Below are 23,563 nucleotides of genomic sequence, written 5' to 3'. Positions count from 1 at the left end.
ATCGGGGTGGCCCTTGTAGTTGGCCATGGTGGGCAACCGGAAAATTCAGGTCCAGTTTGGTCGCCACCCATTTTCGGATGGCCGTTTTGCTAAGGTGCTTGCCGACATAGGCGTTGTCGAGTGTAATCCACGGAGGGCAGAACGGTTCGTGCGCGTTCGATGCCCCCCGCCGGCTTGCCTCGCCTCGTCAACCGATCAACAGAGTGGTACGGATCGCCCGATAACGAACCCCGAGACCGATCACCATGGACCGACACCTCGAGACTCCACCCCCTCGCCCCCGACTTCCATTCCCGTGGCTTGCGGTGATCCTCACCGGGATCGCATGGCTCCAGGGCACGTCTGCGCAGGCGGCCGGGACGCTCGAGGTCCGGCATGGAGATCATGTCAGCCTGATCGGCAACACGCTCGCGGACCGGATGCAGCACGACGGCTGGCTCGAGACCTATCTCTACAGCCGGTTTCCGGACCGCGAGCTGGTCGTCCGCAACCTCGGCTTCTCGGGGGACGAGATCGACCTCGCCCGGCGGATTCGCTCGAAGGACTTCGGGACGCCCGACCACTGGCTGACCTTCACCAAGGCCGACGTCATTTTCGCCTTCTTCGGCTATAACGAGTCGTTCGCGGGACGAGAAGGCCTCGATAAGTTCAAGGACGAACTCGCCGACTTTATCAAGCACTCACTTGCTCAGAAATACAACGGGAAAGCGGCTCCCCAACTCGTCCTCTTCTCGCCCATTGCCCACGAGAATCTACACCAGCCGAATCTTCCCGACGGCGCGGAGAACAACGCGAGGCTGGAATTGTACACCGCCGCCATGCGCGAGGTTGCCAAGGCAAACGGTGTCCGGTTCGTCGATTTGTTCACACCGACACGCGAAATTTATTCCAAAGCGTCAAAGCCATTGACGATCAACGGCGTCCACCTCAACGAGGATGGTAACCGCCAGCTTGCCCGGGTGATCGACGAGGCCTTGTTCTCCGACGGCCCCGCGCCGAAGCGCGACCCGGCCGAGCTGGAGCGACTGCGCCAGGCGGTCATCGACAAGGCGTTCCTCTGGTTCAACCGTTACCGCACGGTCGACGGTTATTCGATCTACGGCGGCCGGGCCGACTTGAAGTTCACCGACGGCCAGACCAACCGCGTGGTCGCCCAGCGCGAGATGGAAGTCCTCGACGTCATGACCGCCAACCGCGACCAGCGGATCTGGGCGGTCGCCAAGGGGGGCGACCTGAAAGTTGATGACGGCAACACGCCTCCCTTTATCCCCGTGGTCACGAACAAGCCGGGCAAGGGACCGAACGGTGAACACATCTTCCTCGACGGCGAGGAGGAGATCCGCACGATGACCGTTGCCAAGGGGTTGAAGGTCAACCTGTTCGCCTCTGAGAAAGAGTTCCCCCTCCTGGCCAAGCCGGTGCAGATGTCGTTCGACCCCAAGGGCCGCCTCTGGGTCGCGGTCTGGCCGACCTATCCGCACTGGAAACCCAAGGAGGAGATGGATGATAAACTCCTGATTTTTGAAGACACTGACGGCGACGGCAAGGCGGATACGGTCAAGACGTTCGCCGATCACTTGCACTGCCCGACCGGATTCGAGTTCGCCAATGGCGGGGTCTACGTCGCGCAGGCGCCCGACCTCGTCTTCCTCAAGGATACCGACGGCGACGACAAGGCCGACGTCCGCCAGCGCGTCCTTAGCGGGCTCGACTCGGCCGACACCCACCACACTTCCAACAGCTTTCTGCTCGACCCGGGCGGGGCGCTCTACTTCCAGGAGGGGACGTTCCACCATACCCAGGTTGAAACCCCGTACGCTCCCTCCGAGCGCTGTATCAATGCGGGGGTCTTCCGGTACGAGCCGCGGACCCAGAAATTCGACGTCTACGTCAGCTACGCGTTCGCCAACCCGCACGGCCACGTCTTCGACCACTGGGGGCAAGACATTGTGACCGACGGCACCGGGGCCGTGCCGTATCACGGCACCCTCTTCTCGGGCCACCTTGACTTCCCCGACAAGCACGGCCGGGCCCCTTCGGTCTACCAGCAGCGCACTCGGCCGTGCCCGGCCCTTGAAACGCTCTCGAGCCGGCATTTCCCCGAGTCGATGCAAGGGAACTTGCTCGTCCCCAACGTCATCGGGTTTCAGGGCATCCTCCAGTACAAGATCGAGGACAACGACGCCAGCCTCTCCGGCACGGAGCTCGAGCCGATCCTCTCTTCGTCGGACGTGAACTTCCGCCCGTCGGACGTCGAGATCGGGCCGGACGGAGCGATCTACTTCCTCGACTGGCAGAACCCGATCATCGGCCACATGCAGCACAACTTGCGTGACCCGAGCCGGGACCGGCTGCACGGCCGCGTTTATCGGATCACGGCCGAGGGCCGCCCGCTCCTGAAGGCCCCCAAGATCGCGGGCGAACCCGTCGAGAAACTACTCGACCTGCTCAAGGAGCCGGAGGATCGCGTCCGCTATCGGGTCAAGACCGAGCTGGGGGCCCGGCCGACCGAGGAAGTGATCGCCCCGATCGGCCAGTGGGTTGCCGGGCTCGACAAGTCTGACCCAGCCTACGAACACCACGTGCTCGAGGCCCTCTGGGTTCATCAATATCACAACACGGTGAACATCGACCTACTCAAGCGCGTGCTCGGTTCGCCCGACTTCCGCGCCCGAGCGGCGGCGACCCGGGTCCTCTGCTACTGGCATGACCGGGTGCCCGAGGCGCTCGCACTTCTCAAGAAGCAGGCGGCCGACTCCTACCCGCGCGTCCGGCTCGAGGCGGTCCGCGCGGCCAGTTTCTTCAAGGTGCCCGAGGCGATTGAGATTCCCTTGATCGCGGCCGAGCATCCGACCGACGAGTTCCTTGCGTATACGAGCGGCGAGACAATGAAGGCGCTCGACCCCTACTGGAGGAAGGCGATCGCCAAGGGAGAGCCGATCGCCTTCACGACCGACGCCGGGGCCCGGTTCGTACTCAAGAATATTGGTACCGATCAACTGCTCAAGATGAAGCGGGACCGAGGGGTGGACCTTGAGCTGCTCTTCCGTGCTGGGGTTCGCGACGAGGTTCGCCGCGAGGCGCTGGGCGACCTTGCCAAGCGCGAGAACAGGCCAGAGCTTCGAGTCCTGATCGACGCCATCCGAAGCCAGGACGGGCAGAAGGGAGACCGGGAGGAGAGCGTTGTCTACGACCTGGCCCGGCTGCTCACCGGCCGAACCGCGACCGAGTTGGCCGGTGTCCGTGGCGACCTCGAAACGATGGCGACCGGATCGGTCTTGCCGGTCACTCGCCAGCTCGGTTTCGTCGCTTTGATCGCCGCCGACGGAAACGTCGACCGCGCCTGGGAACTCGGCGAGAAATCGGTGCAGACGCTCCGGGACTTGCTGGGGGCGATGCCCTTGATCCGCGACCCAAGCCTGCGTGCGAGCCTCTATCCGAAGGTGGAGCCGCTGCTGAACGGTCTACCCAAGCCACTCGCCTCGTCCGCATCCCAGGCCAAGGGGACCTACGGCCGTTACGTTCGGATCGAGCTGCCAGGGAGGCAGAGGACCCTGACCCTGGCCGAGGTCGAGGTGATGAGCGACGGCCGCAACGTGGCCCCCTCGGGTAAGGCGTCGCAGAAAAATACTTCCAACGGCGGCGAGGCCAAGCGAGCGATCGACGGTAACCGGGTCGGCGACTACAGCTCCAACGGCCAAACCCATTCGGAAGAGGACACGCCGAACCCCTGGTGGGAGGTCGATCTCGGCACCGAGCAACCGATCGACTCGATTGTGATCTACAACCGCACCGATGGTGAACTCGGGAAGCGGCTCGACAACTTCAACCTCACTATTCTCGACGGCCGCAGGAACGTTGTCCATCAGAAGACCAGGCAGCGGGCCACGACCGCGAGACTGAGCTTCAGTCTGAGTGGGGGAGGCCCCGAGGGCATCATCCGACGTGCGGCGATGAACGCCCTCACCTATGTTCGCGGCCAGGAGGTGCCAACGTTCAAGGCATTGACCCGATTCGTCGGTGAAGGGACCGATCGCCAGGCCGCGATCCAGGCCCTCCAGCGCATCCCGGCCGCCGACTGGCCCGAGGACGAGGCTCGGCCGCTGCTGGACCGCCTCATCGCTCACATCCGCACGATCCCGGCCGCCGATCGGACCAATCCGGCGGCACTCGACGCCCTCCAACTGGCCGACGCCCTGGCCGCGAAGCTCCCCCTGGAGCAAGCGAAGCGGATCCGCAAGGAACTTGGCGAGCTCGGCGTGCGTGTCCTTCGGCTGGGGACCTTGCCCGAGCAAATGCTCTTCGACAAGGAGCGGCTCGCCGTCAAGGCCGGCAAGCCGGTCGAGATTCTCTTCGAGAACAACGACCTGATGCCGCACAACGTCGTCGTGATTCAGCCGGGAACCCTCGAGGAAGTCGGCCTGCTCGGGGAATCGACGGCGACTGACCCCGGAGCCCTCGCACGTAACTATGTTCCCTCGTCGAAGGGAGTGATCCTGGCGAGCCGCCTGCTCCAGCCTCGAGAGACGCAGACGCTCGCGTTCACCGCCCCGAGCCAGCCGGGGGTTTATCCCTATGTTTGCACCTATCCGGGGCACTGGAGACGGATGTACGGCTCGCTCTATGTCGTCGAAGACCTTGAGGAGTATCTGGCCGACCCCGAGTCGTACCTCGCCAAGAATCCGTTGCCGATCAAGGACGACTTGCTCAAGTCCAACCGTCCGCGCAAGGAGTGGAAGTTCGATGACCTGGCGTCGGTCGTGGAACCACTGGCCCCCGGCCGCTCCTTTGCCAATGGCAAGCAGATCTTCCAGGTGGCCAACTGCATCGCCTGTCACAAAGTGGATGGAGCCGGCCAGGAGTTCGGCCCCGACCTCACGAAGCTCGACCCCAAGCTGACGTCCGCCGACATCCTTCGCGAGATCCTCGAACCGTCGGCCAAGATCAATGAGAAGTTCCAGGCTTACACGATTGCCACCGAGTCGGGCAAGGTCCTCACCGGCCTGATCCTTGAGGAGACCCCGAACCACGTGAAGGTGATCGAGAACCCGCTGGCCAAGACGGCGGCCGTCGTGCTCAAACCCTCCGAGATCGCCGAGCGAGCCAAGTCGCCGATCTCAATCATGCCCAAGGGCTTGCTCGACAAGCTGACGCGCGAGGAAATCCTCGACCTCGTCGCCTACATTGCCTCGCGGGCCAACCCCAAGAGCGAACTCTATCACCAAGAGGGGCATCATGCCCATGGGGCGGGGGGACACTGAGCCCCCGGCTGCCACACTTTTCGCTCGCCCCCCCGGGCGAGCGAAATATTCAAACGGCGGCCTACTTCCCGCCGGGGGTGACGAGCAGGCTTCGGTTGAATCCAACGGGGTATCTGGGGTCGGCCACGCTGGTAAAATACCACTCCACGACGTGGAAGTGGTTTGAATGAACAGGTGAGAATGCTCCGAAATAAGGCGTCGGGCCATCCACTCGCGTGTTCCAGACGCCGGCGTGGGGGGCTTCGCGGCCATAGCCGCTCGGTCTTGCCGTCCAGTAGTTTTCGACACGCTGGGCGCAAGAACCGGCGGCCAGGACGTCAAAGATCAGGCCGTGGTAGGAGACGGCGGGGTCGAGGAGCGTCAACTGCGCTACCGGTTGACCATAACCGCTCATCAGGGTCCGCGCGGCGGAAGCGGCGACGATGGCGCCGGAGCTGTGTCCGATCAGATGGGTTCGCGCCAGCGGCACCCTGGAATGAAGCAAGTTGACCGCCAGAAGCCGGCCCTGTTCCACGGCCCTCGCCTCGTTGGTACTCGTCTTCAAGCCGACAATCGTCGCCGCGTTCCAGTTCCAGTCGAGGACGTTGAAATCCCCAGGTCCGCCGCGCCGGGCGACGGCCTCGGCAAGCCGTTCACCCATGGCGAAGTGAACCAGTCTTGGAGCTGCGTTGCAGCCGTGAATGAAAACCAGGGTTGGCCGACCCGGATCGGGCGGGTCGAACGGTCGCATGCCCGGTGTGAGATTGACGAGGACCCCCTGAGCAGAGTCTCCTCCAAACCGGAGAAAGGCGGGGCTGTCTCCAATCCCCGCGATCGCTGAGATCGCGGCCAGAAGCGCGACGCAAGCCGCCATCAGGTCACTCCCGGGTGAACATGCCAACAGATGCAAGGCTCATGTGAGGGGGGAGGGAACCGCCATAACCGCGGCGCAGTTCCTCAACGCTCCTATCGGCGCTTCGATTGCGACAACTTTACTGAGATCGATGTCCGTCTCTGGAATTGGGCCGAAGGCGTCAAGAGCCGTTCTTTCGGCTGTCTCGTTTCCATGGCTCCATCGCCCTCCCGTGTGGGTTCCGGGTCAGACCCTGGCTCCGGCCCGCAGGGTCTGGTAGGATCAGGCACTAATGCGATCGATCACTGCCGAAGCTCAAGCTCCGCCCGAGTTGGCTGACTGGTCGATCCTACCCACCGATTCTCCCACCCGACCGCTCCTTCGGCCTTGACCATACCCTCGCTTTGGTCTGGTCCTTTGGCCGGAGTAAGCCGACGGAGTCGACTCAATGCAATGCTCCCCAGGCCGCACGGAACGACGGCGAACTTGGCCGCTGGTTCTCCTGCTGATCGTGACTGCCGCGGGACCGGCGGTTGCCGCGGGACCGAAGGTGGACTTCAATCGTGACATCCGCCCCATCCTGGCGGACAACTGCCTCGCCTGTCACGGCCCCGACGAACCGAAGCGCAAGGCCAAGCTCCGGCTCGACACGTCGGAGGGAGCACGGGCCGAGGCGGCTTCGGGAAGTGCGGCCATCGTTCCGGGCAAGCCCGAAGAGAGCGAGCTCTACCTGCGGATTACCTCCGAGGACGCTGAGGAGCGGATGCCCCCGGTCAAGTCGGGCAAGACGCTGACTCCGGAGCAGACCGAACGACTCAAGACTTGGATCGAGCAAGGGGCTCCCTTCGAGAAGCACTGGGCGTTCGTTCCGCCGAAGCGGCCAACGGTTCCCGAGGTCCGCAACCCTGCCTGGTGCCGGAACCCGATCGATGCGTTCGTCCTCGCGCGCTTGGAGAAGGACGGGCTTTCCCCATCGCCTGAGGCCGACACGCTGACCCGGCTCCGTCGGCTTAGCCTCGACCTGATCGGGCTCCCGCCGACGATCGCGGAGGCCGACGCCGCCCTGGCCGAGTCGGGCCCGGACGCCGACGCAAACCGGGTCGCCAGGCTTCTGGATGCCCCAGCCTACGGCGAGCGCTGGGGGCGGATCTGGCTCGACGCCGCCCGTTACGCTGACTCCGACGGCTACGAGAAAGATAAGCTCCGGCAAGTCTGGGCCTATCGCGACTGGGTCATTCAGGCCCTGAACCGCGACCTTCCCTACGACCGGTTCGTCATTGAGCAGATCGCCGGCGACCTCCTGCCGAATGCGACGCAAGATCAGGTCGTCGCGACCGGATTCCTCCGCAACTCGATGATCAACGAAGAAGGAGGGGTCGACCCCGAGCAGTTCCGGATGGAAGCCATGTTCGACCGCATGGAAGCCATCGGCAAAGGGGTCCTCGGCCTGACGATTCAGTGTGCTCAATGCCACACTCACAAGTTCGACCCCTTCATGCACGAAGATTATTATAAGATGTTTGCCTATGTGAATGACACTCACGAGGCGAACGTGGCCGTTTACTCGCCCGACGAACAGATGAAGCGGGCGGAGTTATTTCGGCAGATCCGTGAAATCGAAGGGGACCTTCAGCACAGGACGTCCGACTGGCCTCAGCGGATGGCCGCCTGGGAAGCCCAGGTCGCCTCCAATCAGCCTGAATGGACTGTGGTCGAGGCGGGGGTCGACGACATCAGCACCGGTGGTCAGAAGCACCAGCGAATGGAGGACGGCTCGCTCCTGGCCGGAGGGTATGCGCCGACGAAGTTTCAGACCAAGTTCACGGTGAAGACGGACGTCCAGGGCATCAACGCGTTCCGACTTGAGTTGCTCAACGATCCGAACCTGCCGCTCGGCGGTCCGGGCCGCTCGATCAAAGGGACAGGCGCCTTGACGGAGTTCCTCGTCGATGCCGCGCCTGCCGACGGCTCCAAGCCACCCGAGCGGGTCAAGATCGTCAAAGCGACGGCCGACGTGAATCCGCCGGAAACGCCGCTGGAGGCGATCTTCGACGACCGGAGCAAGACCCCTCGCGTGACCGGGCCGATCGAGTACGCCATCGACGGCAAAGGACCGACCGCCTGGACCTTCGACATCGGCCCCGGCCGGCGCAACCAGCCGCGCAAGGCGGTCTTCGTGGCCGAGAAGGCGATCGCGTACCCAGGGGGGACACTGCTCACATTCTACCTGAACCAGAGCCACGGCGGCTGGAACAGCGACGATAACCAGAACAACAACCTCGGCCGGTTCCGGTTCTCGGTCACGACGGCCCCCAACGCAACGGCCGATCCGCTGCCGATGGGAGTTCGCGAGATCCTGGCGATTGCTCCAGAGCAGCGGACCCCCGCGCAGGTTGCGACCGTCTTCAGCTACTGGCGGACGACCGTCCCTGAATGGAAAGAGGCGAACGACCGAATCGAAGCGCTCTGGCGTGAGCATCCCGAAGGGGCGTCGCAACTCGTGTTCAAAGCCCGAGAGACGCCGCGCATGACTCATCTGCTCATTCGCGGTGATTTCCTCAAGCCCGGCAAGGCCGTCGTGCCCGGGGTCCCCGGCTTTCTCAACGCGTTGCCGTCGGACGCACCCGCGAATCGCTTGACGTTCGCTCAGTGGTTGGCCGACCGCAATGCGCCGACGACCGCTCGGGCCATCGTCAACCGCGTCTGGCAGGCCTATTTCGGCATCGGCCTGGTGAGCACCAGCGAGGACCTTGGAACTCAGAGCGAGCCGCCGTCGCACCCCGAACTGCTCGACTGGTTGGCCGTCGAGTTCATGGAGCAAGGGTGGAGTCTCAAGAACTTGCACCGCTTGATCGTCAACTCGGCGACCTACCGGCAGTCGTCGAAGGCGACGCCCGACTTGCTGGCCCGCGACCCCTACAACCGCTTGCTGGCGCGTGGCCCTCGGTTCCGGGTCGACGCCGAGGTCGTCCGCGACGTGGCCCTGGCGGCCAGCGGCCTGCTCAATCCGAAGGTTGGCGGCCCCAGCGTCTTTCCGCCGGCCCCCGAGTTTCTGTTCCAGCCCCCGACCAGCTATGGCCCGAAGGTCTGGCCGGTTGCCACCGGCCCTGACCGCTACCGTCGCGCTCTCTACACGTTCCGCTATCGCTCAGTGCCTTATCCGATGCTCCAAACATTCGACTCGCCCAACGGAGACGTCTCGTGCGTCCGCCGTACGCGGTCGAACACGCCCTTGCAGGCACTGACGACCCTTAACGAGCCGACCTTCCTCGAGTGCGCCCGGGCCCTGGCGTTGCGAACCCTGCAAGAGGGGGGAAACACCGACTCCTCCCAGCTCACATATGCCTTCCGACGTTGTCTGGCACGCACGCCCACCACTCAGGAAGCGACGGTTTTGCTCGACCTCCTGCGCCGGCAAGAAGAGCGGTTCGGGCGTGACGGGGCCAAGCCCTGGGAATTCGCGGCGACGGACCCGAACAAGCCTCCCACGCTTCCCGCGGGCGCGACGCCGGTCCGGCTTGCCGCCTGGACCGCGGTCTCCCGCGTGCTGCTGAACCTTGACGAAACGATCTCCAAGGAATAAGAGGGTCGAGCCATGAACTGCCAGGACCACCTCTACCGCAACGCGAATCCGACGCAGGTCGCTCGCCGCTGGTTCCTCCAGCAGTGCGGAGTCGGCCTCGGTTCGCTGGCGCTCGGCCAGCTCCTGAACCAGGGAGGATACGCCGCGCCAGCGTCCGCGACCCTACCGGGAGGCGATCCGCTCGCGCCCAAGGCGCCCCACCATGCGCCCAAGGCCAAGCGGGTCATCTTCCTGTTCATGGCGGGCGCTCCGAGCCATCTCGAGCTCTTCGACAACAAGCCTCAGCTTGCGAAGTTCGACGGGACGTTGCCGCCTCCCGAGTTGCTCAAAGGGTATCGCGCGGCGTTCATCAATCCGAACTCCAAGCTGCTCGGGCCGAAGTTCAAGTTCGCTCGGCACGGCCAGAGCGGCGCGGAGCTCTCGGAACTGCTCCCCGAACTGGCCAAGGTCGCTGACGACGTTGCGATCGTGCGCTCGATGACGACGGACGCTTTCAACCACGCGCCGGGCCAGATCTTGATGAGCACCGGCTCGCAGATTTTCGGCCGACCCAGTGTGGGGGCCTGGGCGACTTACGGACTCGGCTGTGAGACTCAGGACCTACCCGGCTTCATCGTCTTCAGCACCGGCAAGAAAGGCCCGAGCGGCGGCAACTCGAACTGGGGGAGCGGCTTCCTGCCGACCGTCCATCAGGGCGTGCAGTTCCGTACCAGTGGCGATCCGGTGCTCTACCTGTCGAACCCGAGCGGGGTCGACGCGGAACTCCAGCGCGAGAGCCTCGACACCGTCAGCTCGCTGAACCGGATGCGGCTCGACGAGGTTGGGGATCCCGAGATCGCCACCCGGATCAGCTCCTACGAGATGGCCTACCGGATGCAGTCGGTCGCCCCCGAGGTCATGGACATCGGGCACGAGCCAAAGCATGTTCTCGAGATGTACGGCGCCGAGCCGGGCAAGCCTTCGTTCGCCAACACCTGCCTCCTCGCTCGCCGGCTCGTCGAGAAGGGCGTCCGCTTCGTTGAGATCTTCCACGAGGCCTGGGACCAGCACGGTAACCTGGTCGGCGACCTCAAGCGGAACTGCCAGGAGACCGACAAGGCCTGCGCGGCCTTGATCATGGATCTCAAGCAGCGCGGGATGCTCGAAGACACCCTGGTCGTCTGGGGCGGCGAATTCGGCCGGACCCCGATGGTACAGGGGGGGGATGACGGCCGCGACCATCATCCCAACGCCTTCACCATGTGGATGGCGGGCGGCGGCATCAAGCCGGGCGTTACCCTGGGCGAGAGCGATGAGCTTGGTTTCCAGGCCGTCAAGGACGTGGTTCACGTTCACGACCTCCACGCCACGATCCTCCACCTCCTCGGTTTCGACCACACCCGCCTGACCTATCGCTTCCAAGGTCGAGACTTCCGCCTGACCGACGTCTCGGGCCGAGTCGTCAACGAACTGCTTGCCTGACTCCTCAGCGGAACGCCGCTTCCAGCCCTTTTTTGGGATTTCTTCCAGGCGAGCGGGGAGTTGATTGCTCCCTGCTCGCCTGGGAATCGAACTATGGAAAACGTAGGTGTCTTCACTTCTTCACGGCTTTGGGGCCCACCAGGTTAAGACGTCGCTCCCGGACCGGTCGCACTTGCCTGCTGCTTGAGCAGGTCGCGGATCTCGCTCAAGAGTTGCTGCTCTTTGGTCAAGGGAGGGGGCGCTTGCGCTTCCTCCTTCTTGCTCTTCAAAATCCAGCCCAGGAATTTGACGATGAACAGGAAGAGCGCCATGGCAACAATCAAGAAATTGACGACATCACCGAGGAATAAGCCGTAGGGAATCTCTTTGCCGTGGATCAGCAGCTTCCAGCCTTGATAGCCGGACCTGCCTGGGAGAATGACTCCAATAATCGGCATCACAATGTGATCGACAAGCGACGTGACAATTTTGCCGAATGCCGCTCCGATGATCACACCGACGGCCAGGTCGATGACGTTCCCCTTGAAGGCGAATTTTTTGAACTCGTCAATGAGAGCCGATGCCTGTTTCTTCGGATCGAGATGTTTGATGTCCACGTTGTGACCCTCCTCAAGGGACGCGTTGGGCAATCCATCTCCTGAAACCGTGGGGTTGGCTCCGGTGAGCCGTAAGTCACCTTGCTCTTGGCCCCTGGCAACTCGACTCAGCCGTTTACAGGCTTAGGTTCCGCCTCTGCCTTGTAATACTCGTGGCGAATCTTCGCGAGGTCAACCGTGGGGGCCGGGTATTTCAACTCCAGGCTGTCGAGGTATTCCACGACGATCCGAGCGACGGTGAGGTTGCGGAACCATTTTTTATTCGCCGGGATGATGAACCAGGGGGCGTGATCGGTGCTGCACTTTGACATGGCCTTTTCAAAGGCCCGCATGTAGTCATTCCAGCGATTTCGTTCGGTGTAGTCGCTCTCACTGATCTTCCATTGCTTCGTTGGGTCATCGAGCCGCGATTTGAACCGCTCAAGCTGTTCTTCTTTGCTGATGTGAAGAAAGAACTTGAGAACGTGAGTGTGATTTTGTGTTAGCATTTCCTCGAATGTATTGATCTGGTCATAGTGAGCCGACGCGACCTTCTTGGGGACGAGTTCACGGACCGTCGCGATCAGGACGTCCTCGTAGTGTGAGCGATTGAAGACGGCAACTTCTCCCTTGCCCGGCACTTGCTGGTGGATTCGCCAGAGGAAGTCGTGGTCGAGTTCCATGCGAGTCGGTTCTTTGAAGGAAATGACCTTGCACCCTTGCGGGTTCATGGCCCCCAGGACGTGGCGGATTGTCCCGTCCTTGCCGCCAGCGTCGATGGCCTGCAAACAGATCAAGAGCGAACGCTCGTGCTCGGCGTAGAGTCGTTCCTGGAGTTCACGGAGCCGCCGGGTCAGCGATTTGGTTTCCTTGGCGACTTCCTCACGACTCGCATGCTCGTCCGTGAAATCAGGGTCGACTTCGCCGAGTTTGACCTTTCGACCTGGCTTTACACGGAACTTGTCGAAATATTTCACGAGTCGTTGACCCCAGGTACATTTGCGGTTCCGGAACAGTGCCGCGAATCGTTTATGCTGGCAAAAGCAGATTATGAAATCAAGGCAGCGATTTTCCCTTGAACGAGGCGGTCGATGTCGGCCACGGCGGCGTCGGTCGCCTCCTGGACAGCGCGTTGCGAGCCTCGCCCCCGCGCCTCGATCTGCTTGCGAGCCTCCTGACGGATCGCCCGCACCGCCACCTTGGCCTCTTCCCCGAGTTTTTTGACGTGCCGGGCGAACTCGGCCCGTTGCTCGCCGCTGATCGGCGGGATGGTGACGCAGATGGTCGCGGGGTCGAGCGCGTAGGCGTTCAACCTGGCCTCGACCAGTGATCTGACGATGGCAGGGACAATCGACCGGTCGAACGGACTAATTGTGATCCGGTCCCCCCGATGGGCGACCGTGGCCACCTGGCGGATCGACAGTGAGCGTCCTTGGCTGGCGACACGAAACGTTTCGATGAACCCGGGACTCAGAGCGCCCGGCCGGATTCCGGCCAGTTGCTCGGCGAGAAGGCGGACACTCTTGCTCATCCTGCCCGCCCAGTCGTTCATCCTGTCTCTCCCGCGGTCAGAGCCTTCATGCCCTGCATGATTTCGCTCCGATCAGGTCGGGCCATCTTTTTGACGATGCGACCATCCTGGAGAAAGACGAGGGTCGGCCACAAGGTCACTCCAAACGAGCGCCCCAGCCGTTTCCCTGATGCATCCTCCACTTTGAGATGTCGCACGTCCGGGTAAGACGCCAGCACTTCCGCCAACTGAGGCTCGAGCGCCCGGCAATGGCTGCACCAGGACGCTCCGAATTCGAGGAGCACCGGCCCCGACGTCTGGTCGATCTCCTCACGAGTCGGTTCGATGGTCTCCATCGGCATGCTCGTCCTCGAGGTTATCCCCCATCAGTTCTTGCGTTGCAGAGAGTGTGAAGCAAATCTTGCGTTGCAGAGAGTGTGAAGCAAAAGCGGTGCCCGACTTTGTACTTCCCCGTCCATGGTCCCAGGGGGATCGGTGAGATCCGGTGGTGAAGGCGGTGATACCGCACAAGAATCGGGCATGATGATTTAGCCCTCAATGAGGACGTCACGCACCACGTCCGGGTGGTTGGGGTCATGGACGACCGTGTTGAAGGCGATGATCACCATGGGAGTCGGCCCTGGGTTTTGGAAGGCGTGAGCGACACCCGGGGGGATTCGGAGCCGATACGCCTGGCCTTGGGGGATCTTGAGGTCGTGGATCGCGCCCTCGGGTTCTTCGCGGTAGCGGACCAGGGCGGGGCCGAGAACGACGACAATCTCGCTCCCTTGCTTATGGTAGTGGTTGCCGCGAATGTGGCCGGGTTCGGTCAGGGCGAGGTGGACGTTTTGCTGAAGCGGGATCGCGTCGGGGCCGATCGGCTCGATGACGAGGCCGCGGTGATCGGTCGGGTAGGTCATCGATTCGATCGCAATCCGATTGGCCATGAGAATGACTCCATGAAACGATCAGTGAAGTGGGGGCCGGGGTGAGTCCTTGAGACGAGCGCGTGGCATCGCTTCCCTTACCACCGGGGCGCGATATGATACGGTCTTCGAGTGGATTCCGCACCCGCACCTGAACCCGGTCCCTGAGGTCTGAAGAGACGCCATGATTCATGTGATTGCCACGATCGAGCTTCACGCAGGCCAGCGCGACGCATTCCTCGGTGAATTCCGCAAAATCGTCGCCCCCGTTCTGGCCGAACCCGGTTGTCTCGAGTACGGGCCCACCCTCGACACCGTGACCGATATCGGGGCTCAACTTCCCGCGCGAGCCGACGTTGTGACGATCGTCGAAAAGTGGGAGAGCGTCGAGCACCTCAAGCAGCACCTGGTGGCCCCCCACATGGAAGCGTATCGACCCAAGGTCAAGGATATGGTCGTCAAGACCACGCTGGTCATCTTGGATCCGGCGTGAATGTTGGGACGCGGCGGCCTCTTGAGAATTCGGCGGCCGAGCGGGCTTGTCGGGCGGTCGGCAATCCCTCGGCCCGGCTGTATTGGTTCATTGCGACCTCAGGGGCCGCGCGACATACTGGTGGGCGTTTGACGCTAGCGGAGGGTGTGTCTCGGCGAGGCGGCCGGACGAGGGCCGGCTCGCGATCGTGAGGGCGAGGGGATCGTCTCGCGTGAGGCACGCCGGCCGAACGACCGACTCAGTCAGGGAGAACCAAGAAGATGAATCGCCGCTCAACACGTCGAGACTTCCTCCGGCAGACCGCGGTGGCAGGAGCGGCCGGCCCGCTCCTGGCCGGTCAGACCGTGGCGCAAGCCCAGGACAAGCCGGAGTCACCCAACGAGCGCGTCCAGTTCGCCTGCATCGGCGTTGGTGGCAAGGGCGATAGCGACACGCGGGACGCCGGGGCCTACGGCGATATCGTGGCGCTCTGCGACATCGACGAGAAAAAGCTCGACCTGATGGCCGAGAAGTTCCCCAAGGCGAAGAAGTACACTGACTATCGCACGATGCTCGAGGAGATCGGGGACAAGATCGATGCGGTGACCGTCAGCACCCCCGACCATAGCCATGCGCCCGCGAGCGTCCGGGCGATGCGGTTGGGCAAGCACACCTTCTGCCAGAAGCCGCTGACCTGGTCGGTCGAAGAAGCCCGCCTGATGCGGACCCTGGCCGCCGAGAAGAACCTGGTGACCCAGATGGGCAACCAGGGGACCTCGCATGACGGATTCCGCTCGGGCGTGGAACTGATCCGCTCCGGAGTCCTCGGACCGATCCGGGAGATTCACGTCTGGACCAATCGGCCGATCTGGCCGCAGGGCGTCAGCCGGCCCACGGACACCCCCGGCATTCCCGATAGCGTGCACTGGTACGAATTCCTTGGCCCGGCGCACGACCGGCCGTACAACCCCAAGTACCATCCGTTCAAATGGCGCGGTTGGCTTGACTTCGGCACCGGCGCCCTGGGCGACATGGCCTGCCACACCATCAACGTCGCCGCCCTGTCGCTCAGCCTGTTCGACCCGGAATCGGTCGAGGTCGTCGACACTTCGGGCATCGTTGATAACGAGAGCTACCCAGTCTGGTCGATCATCAAGACCAACTTTGGCGAGCGCGAGGGACGAGCCCCCTTGTCGTTGACCTGGTACGACGGCGGCAACAAGCTCCCCGAAGAGAAGCGTGCCTACAAGCAACTGCTCGAAGGTCAGAAGGTCGGCGGCAGCGGCCTGCTGCTGGTCGGCGAAAAGGGCTCGTTCTACTCGGTGAACGACTACGGGGCCGAGCATGTCCTGTTGCCTAAGGACAAGTTCGCCGACGTGAAAGTGCCCGAGCCGACCCTCCCCCGTACCAAGAACCACTTCGGGGAATGGGTTGAGGGTATCAAGGAGAACAACCCGAAGAAGCCGATGTCGAACTTCGACTATGCCGGCCGGCTCACCGAGACGGTCCTTCTAGGGGTTGTCGCCCTCAGAGTCGGCGGCAAGATCGAGTGGGATCCGGCGGCCATGCAGGTCAAGAATAACTCCGCCGCCGACCAGTACCTCAGGCGCGACTACCGCAAGGGATTCTCGATCCACGTCTGAGCCGATTGACGGTCGCCTTGGCGTTTGAACGAGCCGCTTGATTCTCGCCTCGCCCTCCTTCCCCTCAAGGGGAAGCCAGGGCGAGGCGGGTTGTTCTGTCGTTAGATCCCTTCAACCCGGTCAGGGAGTTTCCTTGATCCGGAGTCGACGGTATTCGATCTGGTTCGTCTCGGATTGCAGGCCGATCCCCCCTGTGGCGGGTATGACCAGCGATTCCTCGAGCACCTCACCGTTGCATGTGCACAGAGCGATGGCCGGCTTGCCGTTTTCCCCGGCCTTGACCGTAACCTCGATCGCGTTCCAGTCGCCCGGTTTGAACGACTTCAGATCCTGGTACGGGCCAACCGTCGGGTAGTCACGCACCTGGAGTTGCGTTCCCCTGATGTACAGTCCGCTGTTGGCTTGCGGCTGCGCTCGAAATTCCAGTCTCAGGACGAAGTTGCGAGGAAAGTCGCGCACCGTATAGAGGTCTTCGATCGGCTTCCCCCCTTGAATTCGAATCGCTCCCTCTTTGGCTGCGAAGCGATAATCTTCGGTTTCGACCTTCCCCTCGAGTGGTTGCTTGCCCAACCGCCAACCCGTCAGGTCCTTGCCGTTGAACAAGCTTGTAAAACCCTCCTCCGGCGTGAACGTGTCGTCGTCGTCGCGGGTCGCCCCCTGGCTGATGAGAACGGCCAGCGCGAGTCCTCCCCAGACGAGCCCCTTGCCCAGGCGATTCCACCGAAGTGCGCGACCGGTCATACTGGCTCCTTTGTGCTGAAATGCTTGTGGGCTTATGTGGAGATTTTGAGTGTCCGTCAGGTCATGGTACAACGGCGTGAACACCCACTCTATAGGATCATTGAGAAGCAAGGCCCGTATTGTCCAGTCCCGAATTTATAGTCATCGTATATGTGAAAACAGCGAATACGAAAAACGGTGTTTCCAAGACCCCGGAGGGATGGCTGTCAGACTCGGCCGGCAAATCTTCGATACCTACCACGAGCGATGGCAAGGAGTACTGGGAATGAGTCGATTCGTCCTCGAAAGAGTGATGCGTGGCGTTGTCGCGATTGCGTTTGTCGTGGCGTGGGTCGGACCTTCGACGGTCGCTCACGCCCAGGGGACGAAGGAGGACTACGCGCGTGCGGACGGGCTTCGCGAGCGGACTCGCGACAAAGTTTTCAAGGCACGCGTCGAACCGACCTGGTTTGCCGAGGGAAATCGCTTCTGGTATCGCAACACGCTGCCGGCTGGGGCTCGCGAGTTCATTGTGGTCGACGCAACCGAAGGAACGCGGCTCCCCGCGTTTGACCACGTCAAGCTCGCCGATACGCTCACGCGCGTGACCGGGACAATGAGAAAGCCAACTCATCTCCCGTTCGATCGGATCACGTTTCCCAAGCCGGGATCGATCGCGTTCGAGGTTGACGGCAAGGCCTGGCGGTACGACGTCGAGGCGGATCGGCTCGAACCGAGCGAGCCACTTGGTACGTCGCCTTCACCCGATCGACGGACTGATCGACGCTCGGGTGAAGGCGGGGGGCGACGCGGGGCAAGGTCAGCGCGGAGCCAGGACTCTCCGGACGGCAAGTGGCGGGTCGAGCTCAAGGGACCTGACCTTCGCCTCAAGGAGAAGGCCTCGGGGGAGGAATTCACGCTGAGTGAGGGGGGGACCAATGAGAACGGCTACGAGGCGGGCGTGTTCTGGTCACCCGACTCCAAGAGGCTGGTTGCACTCCGGCGTTCGAAGGGGGATGAGCGAACCGTCCACCTCATCGAGTCGGCTCCCAAGGATCAGTTGCAGCCGAAGCTTCACTCGTTCGACTACCTCAAGCCGGGAGATAAGCCCTCGGTCGCGTGGCCTCACCTGTTCGACGTCGCCACGCGGAAAGAAATCGCCGTCGGGGACGACCTCTTCAAGAACCCCTGGAGCCTGGACGATTTTCACTGGTCACGGGACTCGTCGCGATTCACTTTCCTCTACAACCAGCGCGGGCATCAGGTCCTTCGCCTGGTCTCCGTCGACGCCGAAACCGGCGCGACCAGGGCGATCATTGACGAGAAGAACGAAACGTTCATCGACTACTCCCAGAAGATGTTCCTTCGCTATCTCGACGAGACGAATGAAATCCTCTGGATGTCGGAGCGGGATGGCTGGAATCATCTCTATCTCGTCGACGCGCTGACTGGCCAGGTCAAGAACCAGGTCACCCGAGGAGAGTGGGTCGTCCTGGGGATCGACCGGGTCGACGAGGAGGCGCGGGAAGTCTGGTTCCGCGCAGGGGGAATTCACTCCAACCAAGACCCCTATTTCGTCCACTACGCACGGGTAAATTTCGACGGTAGCGGCCTGGTGACCCTCACCGAAGGAGACGGCACGCATCGGGTCAACTTTTCGCCGGATCGCAAGTGGCTGGTCGATATCTGGTCACGCGTTGATCTTCCGCCGGTGAGCGAGCTTCGTTCCGCGAAGGACGGCAAGCTCCTCTTGGAGTTGGAGAAAGGGGACTGGTCGGCCTTGCTCGAGACTGGCTGGCGGGTTCCCGAGCGCTTTGTCGCCAAGGGGCGCGACGGCAAGACCGAGATCCACGGTGTGATCTTTCGGCCCTCGAATTTCGACCCCAGACGCACCTACCCGGTCATCGAGCAGATCTATGCAGGGCCGCAAGGGGCGTTCGTCCCCAAGGAGTTCGCGGCGCTGCACCGGCCCCAGTCCCTTGCGGAACTCGGGTTCATCGTGGTCCAGGTGGACGGTATGGGCACGAACTGGCGATCGAAGGCGTTTCACGACGTCTGCTGGAAGAACCTCGGGGATGCCGGGTTCCCCGACCGGATTCTCTGGATGAAGGCGGCCGCCGAGAAGGATCCGGCGCTCGACCTGTCGCACGTGGGGATCTATGGCGGCTCGGCCGGTGGGCAGAACGCGATGGGCGCTCTTCTCTTCCATCCCGAGTTCTACAAGGTGGCGGTCGCCGACTGCGGATGCCACGATAATCGAATGGACAAGATCTGGTGGAACGAAGCGTGGATGGGTTGGCCGATCGGGCCCGAGTACGCCGATCAGTCCAACGTGACCAATGCGAACAAGCTTCGGGGCAAGCTCCTGCTCTTCGTGGGGGAGCTCGACCGGAACGTCGATCCGGCCTCGACGATGCAGGTGGTCAACGCTTTGATTCAGGCCAAGAAGGACTTCGATTTCGTGGTCTTCCCAGGCGCGGGGCATGGTGCGGGGGGCAGCCCTTATGGGGAGCGTCGCCAGCGTGATTTCTTTGTCCGGCATCTTCTCAAGGTTGAACCTCCCGACCGCAACGGGGAGTGAACCTGGGAACAAGACGACGGCATCATCGCCGGTGCTTTGAAGAATTCAGGCGAGCGGGGTTCCTTGATGGCAAAGGAAGGCAGGGTGGTGGGCTACGGGCCGTCTTCGGCGAGGGCAGGTTCCGGCTCCGGTCGCTTGACCGGAGCCGGGAGTGGAACGGGCTTTTTCGTCACTTGGCGTTGATCGTGACGCCGGGCCAGTCGTCGGTCCGGAAGGGGGTGGCGGGGAGTCGCTCACGACTGAAGAGGTTGCAGACGGGGTTGTCGGCCCAGGCGTAGCGGACCGCGACCGGTTCGGACACGTCGTCCGCCCAGACTTCGACCTTGTTATGGCCTACGATTTTCGCCTTGGCCCAGACGAACTTATGGTCGCTCCCGGCGATCGAGAAGCCGATCGGGTCGTGGACGTCGAACGCCTCGAGTCCGCCGCCGACGTGGTCGAAGGTCAAGGTGACCTTGTTGCCATTCTTCTCCATCGACTTATACGTGGGGCTTTGATGGGCCAGGTCGATTCCGTAATCTTTCGCCAGGGCCCAGCGCGCGAGTCGCTTGGCGACGTCCTGCTTGTTACGGGGGTGAATGTCCTTATCTTCACCGATGTCGATGATTACGGCCTCGCCGGTGTTGGGCAGCTTGCTCATGGTCATCGTCTGGGCTTCACGAAGCTCGGCCCAGTCGCTCTCGGCCGGCTCGGGCTTCTCGGCTCGGAAGTCGGCAAGCTGGACCCAGTAGAACGGGAAGTCACCGATCTTCCATTCGTCACGCCAGCTCTTGATCATCAGCGGGAAGAGGTCACGGTACTGGTAGGCGCGGGGCGCATTCGACTCCCCTTGGTACCAGATGACGCCACGGAGGCCGTAGCCGATCGTCGGCTTGAGCACGCCGTTGTAGATGTTGGCGGGACGGTGATTCCCGCGTAACGCGTCCTCGGGGTTTTGCGGCTGACGGGGGGCCGGCTTTCCTTCGGCCTTCGCCTTCTCGGCCGTCTCTTTCCACTCCGCCAGGGCCTTTTCATAGCGAGCCATGGCTTCGGGCAGAGCTTTCTCCTGTTGCTCCCAACGTTCGAGCAACGGCTTGTACGCCTCGTCGGCGGCGAGCAGGTCCTTCCGGACCCAGGCCTCGCAGGCCGAGCCGCCCCAGGAGTCGTCGATCAGGCCGATCGGCACGCCGAGCGTCTCATGCAACTGCCGGCCGAAGAAGTAGCCGACCGCCGAGAACGACTTGACGGTCTCGGGGTTGCAGACTTCCCACTTACCGTTGAAGTCGGTCTGCGGCTCCTGTGTGCCTACCTGGGGGACGGTGATGAGCCGGATCTTGGGGTGGTTTGCCGTTCGGGTCTCGAGATCGGCGTCGTAAGTTGCGTCGACGGCCCACTGCATGTTCGACTGGCCCGAGCAGAGCCAGACCTCGCCGATCAGCACGTCGTCAAACGTGATTGTGTTCTTGCCTTTGACGACCATCGTGTGCGGCCCGCCGACCATCATCGAGTCGAGCGTGACCAGCCACTTGCCATCGTTGTCGGCCGTGGCGATCTTCGACTGATTGGCGATCGTGACCGAGACGATCTCGCCCGGGTCGGCCCAGCCCCAGACGCGGTCCTTCTGGCCTTGTTGGAGCACCATGTGGCTGCCGAAGATGGCCGGCAGTTTGACGTCGGCCCGCGCGGGGCGGCCGGCGCCTGCCAGTACGGCTGCCGCCAGCCCCAGGCAGAGCAGGCCGGAGTGTTTTAACGTGGAGACGCGGATCATGGAGAACTCCTCAGGGATACGTCGCGGATCGAGCCAAGCCTTGTAAGTTAGCGAACAAGTGACGCTGGATCTACGGTGCGCCAGGGGGGAAAGACGGTCCCTTGGCCTACACCGCTCAGGTCGGCTTTGTGGGCAGCCATCGTGCTGCGTTGGCCACGATTTTGAGGGGAAGCTCTTCGCGGAAGACCGGGTAGGTCTCGTGGCCCGGTCGGAAATAGAAGACCCGTCCCTGGCCGACCTTCCAGACCATTCCGCTACGGAACCATTCGCCAGGGCCCCACCGTTCTTCCAGGATCACCTCGTCCGGTTCCGGGACATGGAAGGTCTCGTCGTACATCTCGGTCTGGGAGATGGCGAACCGCTCGGGCACTCCGTTGACGATCGGATGGCTGGGCTTGAGGATTCGGACGTCACTCGGCTTGCCGTCGTGACGATAGGCCGGGAAGACGCACAAGGGGAGCTGGACCGTGACTTTGGTGAGCCCGTCGGGGAATTTCCGGAGCGTGACGTAGGGGGTGGGCCTGGCGTCGGCCTTGGGAAGCGCGTTGAGCTTTGCCGGGATGTATTCGATCTCGACCCGATCGGATCCGTCCCCAGGTTGACGATAACGCGCCTCCACATCGAGCCGGGTCCGCTCGTTCATCGCCTCGACGAATGGGGTCGACCAGTGGGCCGAGTGGAGCGCGATCAGGCTGAGCGTACCGGCCTTGATCCGTTCAATCAGCGGTTTGACCGTCTCTGGAGCGATTTCCCGATGCCGGACGTGTCCCCACCAGATGAGGACGTCGCAGTCGCCGAGGACTTCCGCTGAGAGCCCATGCTCAGGGTCGTCCATGCCGACGGACTTGACCGAAAAACCCGGTTGGGCGCGGAGGTGATCGGCGATCGCATTGCCCAAGAAGTTGGGATACGCTTCCTTCTGCGCGGGTTGCCGCTCATCCCACACGACCACCTTGACTGTGGAGCCTTGCCCGGCCGCCAGTGCCGCCGATGCGGCGGGGAGAAGCGGGACACTCAAGGCCGCCGCGGAACGTTTGAGGAAGTCACGTCGTGGCAATGAAGAACTCATGTTCTTGTCCTCTTTGGTTTGTGCCAGGTTTCGCCTTCGTTTGGGAGAAGGGACACCGATGCGATCGGGACCAAAATAAGTCACACCACACCGATCTCCACCGAAAATCGACTCCGTTTTCACGAAAAGCCGAGTTCTGGAGGAAATTGGGCTCAGCCCGTTGCGCTCGAAAGAACAAGCCAATGTGGAAAATGAGAATTTGCTTGCATAAGGTGGAACGGAATCGGCCGGACGCGGGGGCCCTCAGGTTGCGAGTACCCCGGTCTCGCGATAGGCTGGGCCGAAATCTCGGGAGAGTTGGGAAAGCGTTGCCGAAGACGCGAGCTATGGGGGGAAATCGTGGTGAATCCGTTCGATCTCACGGGAAAAGTGGCCATCGTGACCGGCGGCAACGGCGGGCTCGGCCTCGGAATTGCCCGTGGTCTGGCTGAGGCCGGCGCGAAGCTGGCGATCGTCGCGCGGAATTCCGAGAAAACCGAGTCGGCCGCTCGGGATCTGGCCGAGGCGACCGGCGTCGAGGTCTTGGCGCTCACGGCCGACGTCTCGCAGCCTGAACCGGTGGCCTTGGCCGTCGCCGCGGTAATCGAGCGGTTCGGCCGTATCGACATCCTGTTCAATAACGCCGGCACGACGATCCGCAAGCCGCCGCATTTGCTGAGCCTCGACGAGTGGCACACCGTCATGGACGTCAATCTGACAAGTGCTTTCCTGATGTCGAAGGAGGTTTATCCCTCTTTGAAAGCGGCGGGCGGAGGCAAGGTCGTCAACATTGGCAGCATGGCCTCGATCTTCGGAGCAAGCTACGCCCCGGCCTACGCGGCGAGCAAGGGGGGGATCGTCCAACTCACCAAGAGCTGTGCCTTGGCCTGGGCTTCCGATAACATCCAGGTCAACGCAATTCTCCCTGGCTGGTTTGTGACCGACATGACGGATCGGGCCCGGGTTGAGGTCGCCGGCCTCAACGAACGCGTCCTGGCGCGGGTGCCGGCCGGGCGCTGGGCGGAGCCTCGAGATATCGCCGGCACCGCCGTCTGGCTCTCGAGCGCGGCCAGCGACTTCGTCACCGGGGCCTCGGTGCCGGTCGACGGTGGCTATTCCTCGATCATGTAAGTGACCACTTGCGTAGCTCCGGAGAGGCGACCGCAAGAGCAAGCCTGCGGCGCTTGGCGGTTGCCCTTCCGGG

At 62.7% G+C, this 23,563-nt stretch carries 16 protein-coding genes; 7 read left to right on the top strand and 9 right to left on the bottom strand.

Features of this window, described 5'->3' with window-relative positions; genetic code table 11:
* Positions 1-245 precede the first annotated feature (245 nt).
* Positions 246-5,261, top strand: coding sequence for a PVC-type heme-binding CxxCH protein (locus SINAC_RS34360; RefSeq protein WP_015250138.1), 5,016 nt, complete (start codon positions 246-248; stop codon positions 5,259-5,261).
* Between the two features lie 61 nt (positions 5,262-5,322).
* Here the strand turns inward: SINAC_RS34360 and SINAC_RS34355 are convergent, their stop codons facing one another.
* On the bottom strand, positions 5,323-6,114 hold the full coding sequence (locus SINAC_RS34355; protein WP_015250137.1) for an alpha/beta hydrolase family protein: 792 nt from the start codon (positions 6,112-6,114) through the stop codon (positions 5,323-5,325).
* 427 nt (positions 6,115-6,541) lie between these two features.
* Here SINAC_RS34355 and SINAC_RS34350 point away from each other — a divergent pair, with 427 nt between their 5' ends.
* Together SINAC_RS34350 and SINAC_RS34345 are read left to right on the top strand one after the other, a co-directional pair.
* Positions 6,542-9,676, top strand: a complete 3,135-nt coding sequence (locus SINAC_RS34350) for a PSD1 and planctomycete cytochrome C domain-containing protein (protein WP_015250136.1) — start codon at positions 6,542-6,544, stop codon at positions 9,674-9,676.
* 12 nt (positions 9,677-9,688) lie between these two features.
* Complete coding sequence (locus SINAC_RS34345; protein WP_015250135.1) at positions 9,689-11,137, top strand: DUF1501 domain-containing protein; 1,449 nt, start codon at positions 9,689-9,691, stop codon at positions 11,135-11,137.
* A gap of 143 nt (positions 11,138-11,280) precedes the next feature.
* On the opposite strand, the gene mscL is transcribed toward SINAC_RS34345, so the two are convergent.
* The 5 genes from mscL to SINAC_RS34320 form a co-directional block, all read right to left on the bottom strand.
* Positions 11,281-11,733, bottom strand: coding sequence for a large conductance mechanosensitive channel protein MscL (mscL, locus tag SINAC_RS34340; protein WP_015250134.1), 453 nt, complete (start codon positions 11,731-11,733; stop codon positions 11,281-11,283).
* Positions 11,734-11,840: 107 nt separating this feature from the next.
* The gene (locus tag SINAC_RS34335) at positions 11,841-12,689 is read right to left on the bottom strand and encodes a polyphosphate kinase 2 family protein (protein WP_015250133.1); all 849 of its coding nucleotides are present in this window, start codon (positions 12,687-12,689) and stop codon (positions 11,841-11,843) included.
* 71 nt (positions 12,690-12,760) lie between these two features.
* On the bottom strand, positions 12,761-13,264 hold the full coding sequence (locus SINAC_RS34330) for a ribosome-recycling factor (protein ID WP_015250132.1): 504 nt from the start codon (positions 13,262-13,264) through the stop codon (positions 12,761-12,763).
* Positions 13,261-13,578 carry a thioredoxin family protein gene (locus SINAC_RS34325; protein WP_020466535.1) on the bottom strand — a complete coding sequence of 106 codons (318 nt, stop codon included), beginning with the start codon at positions 13,576-13,578 and terminating at the stop codon, positions 13,261-13,263. The genes SINAC_RS34330 and SINAC_RS34325 overlap by 4 nt, the downstream gene beginning before the upstream one ends.
* 192 nt (positions 13,579-13,770) lie before the next feature.
* A complete protein-coding gene (locus SINAC_RS34320; RefSeq protein ID WP_020466534.1) occupies positions 13,771-14,169 on the bottom strand; it encodes a polysaccharide biosynthesis C-terminal domain-containing protein in 399 nt (132 codons plus the stop codon).
* A gap of 163 nt (positions 14,170-14,332) precedes the next feature.
* Here SINAC_RS34320 and SINAC_RS34315 point away from each other — a divergent pair, with 163 nt between their 5' ends.
* Together SINAC_RS34315 and SINAC_RS34310 are read left to right on the top strand one after the other, a co-directional pair.
* The gene (locus SINAC_RS34315; protein WP_015250130.1) at positions 14,333-14,641 is read left to right on the top strand and encodes a putative quinol monooxygenase; all 309 of its coding nucleotides are present in this window, start codon (positions 14,333-14,335) and stop codon (positions 14,639-14,641) included.
* 260 nt (positions 14,642-14,901) lie between these two features.
* A complete protein-coding gene (locus SINAC_RS34310) occupies positions 14,902-16,263 on the top strand; it encodes a Gfo/Idh/MocA family protein (RefSeq protein WP_015250129.1) in 1,362 nt (453 codons plus the stop codon).
* Between the two features lie 120 nt (positions 16,264-16,383).
* Here SINAC_RS34310 and SINAC_RS34305 read toward each other — a convergent pair whose 3' ends face one another.
* Complete coding sequence (locus SINAC_RS34305) at positions 16,384-17,004, bottom strand: 3-keto-disaccharide hydrolase (RefSeq protein ID WP_015250128.1); 621 nt, start codon at positions 17,002-17,004, stop codon at positions 16,384-16,386.
* A 265-nt stretch (positions 17,005-17,269) separates the two neighbouring features.
* On the opposite strand from SINAC_RS34305, the gene SINAC_RS34300 reads away from it, so the two are divergent.
* On the top strand, positions 17,270-19,564 hold the full coding sequence (locus SINAC_RS34300; protein ID WP_015250127.1) for a S9 family peptidase: 2,295 nt from the start codon (positions 17,270-17,272) through the stop codon (positions 19,562-19,564).
* Positions 19,565-19,733: 169 nt separating this feature from the next.
* On the opposite strand, the gene SINAC_RS34295 is transcribed toward SINAC_RS34300, so the two are convergent.
* Both SINAC_RS34295 and SINAC_RS34290 read right to left on the bottom strand, forming a co-directional pair.
* A complete protein-coding gene (locus tag SINAC_RS34295) occupies positions 19,734-21,311 on the bottom strand; it encodes a sialate O-acetylesterase (protein WP_015250126.1) in 1,578 nt (525 codons plus the stop codon).
* Between the two features lie 115 nt (positions 21,312-21,426).
* Positions 21,427-22,380 (bottom strand): ThuA domain-containing protein, encoded by a 954-nt coding sequence (locus SINAC_RS34290; protein ID WP_015250125.1) that lies wholly within the window; start codon positions 22,378-22,380, stop codon positions 21,427-21,429.
* A 339-nt stretch (positions 22,381-22,719) separates the two neighbouring features.
* Between SINAC_RS34290 and SINAC_RS34285 the strand changes: the two genes are divergently transcribed.
* Positions 22,720-23,490, top strand: coding sequence for an SDR family NAD(P)-dependent oxidoreductase (locus SINAC_RS34285; protein WP_390553469.1), 771 nt, complete (start codon positions 22,720-22,722; stop codon positions 23,488-23,490).
* The last annotated feature ends 73 nt before the right edge of the window (positions 23,491-23,563 follow it).

Source organism: Singulisphaera acidiphila DSM 18658, from assembly GCF_000242455.2.
Classification (GTDB): domain Bacteria; phylum Planctomycetota; class Planctomycetia; order Isosphaerales; family Isosphaeraceae; genus Singulisphaera; species Singulisphaera acidiphila.
This window is presented reverse-complemented; position numbering and strand designations above follow the sequence as displayed.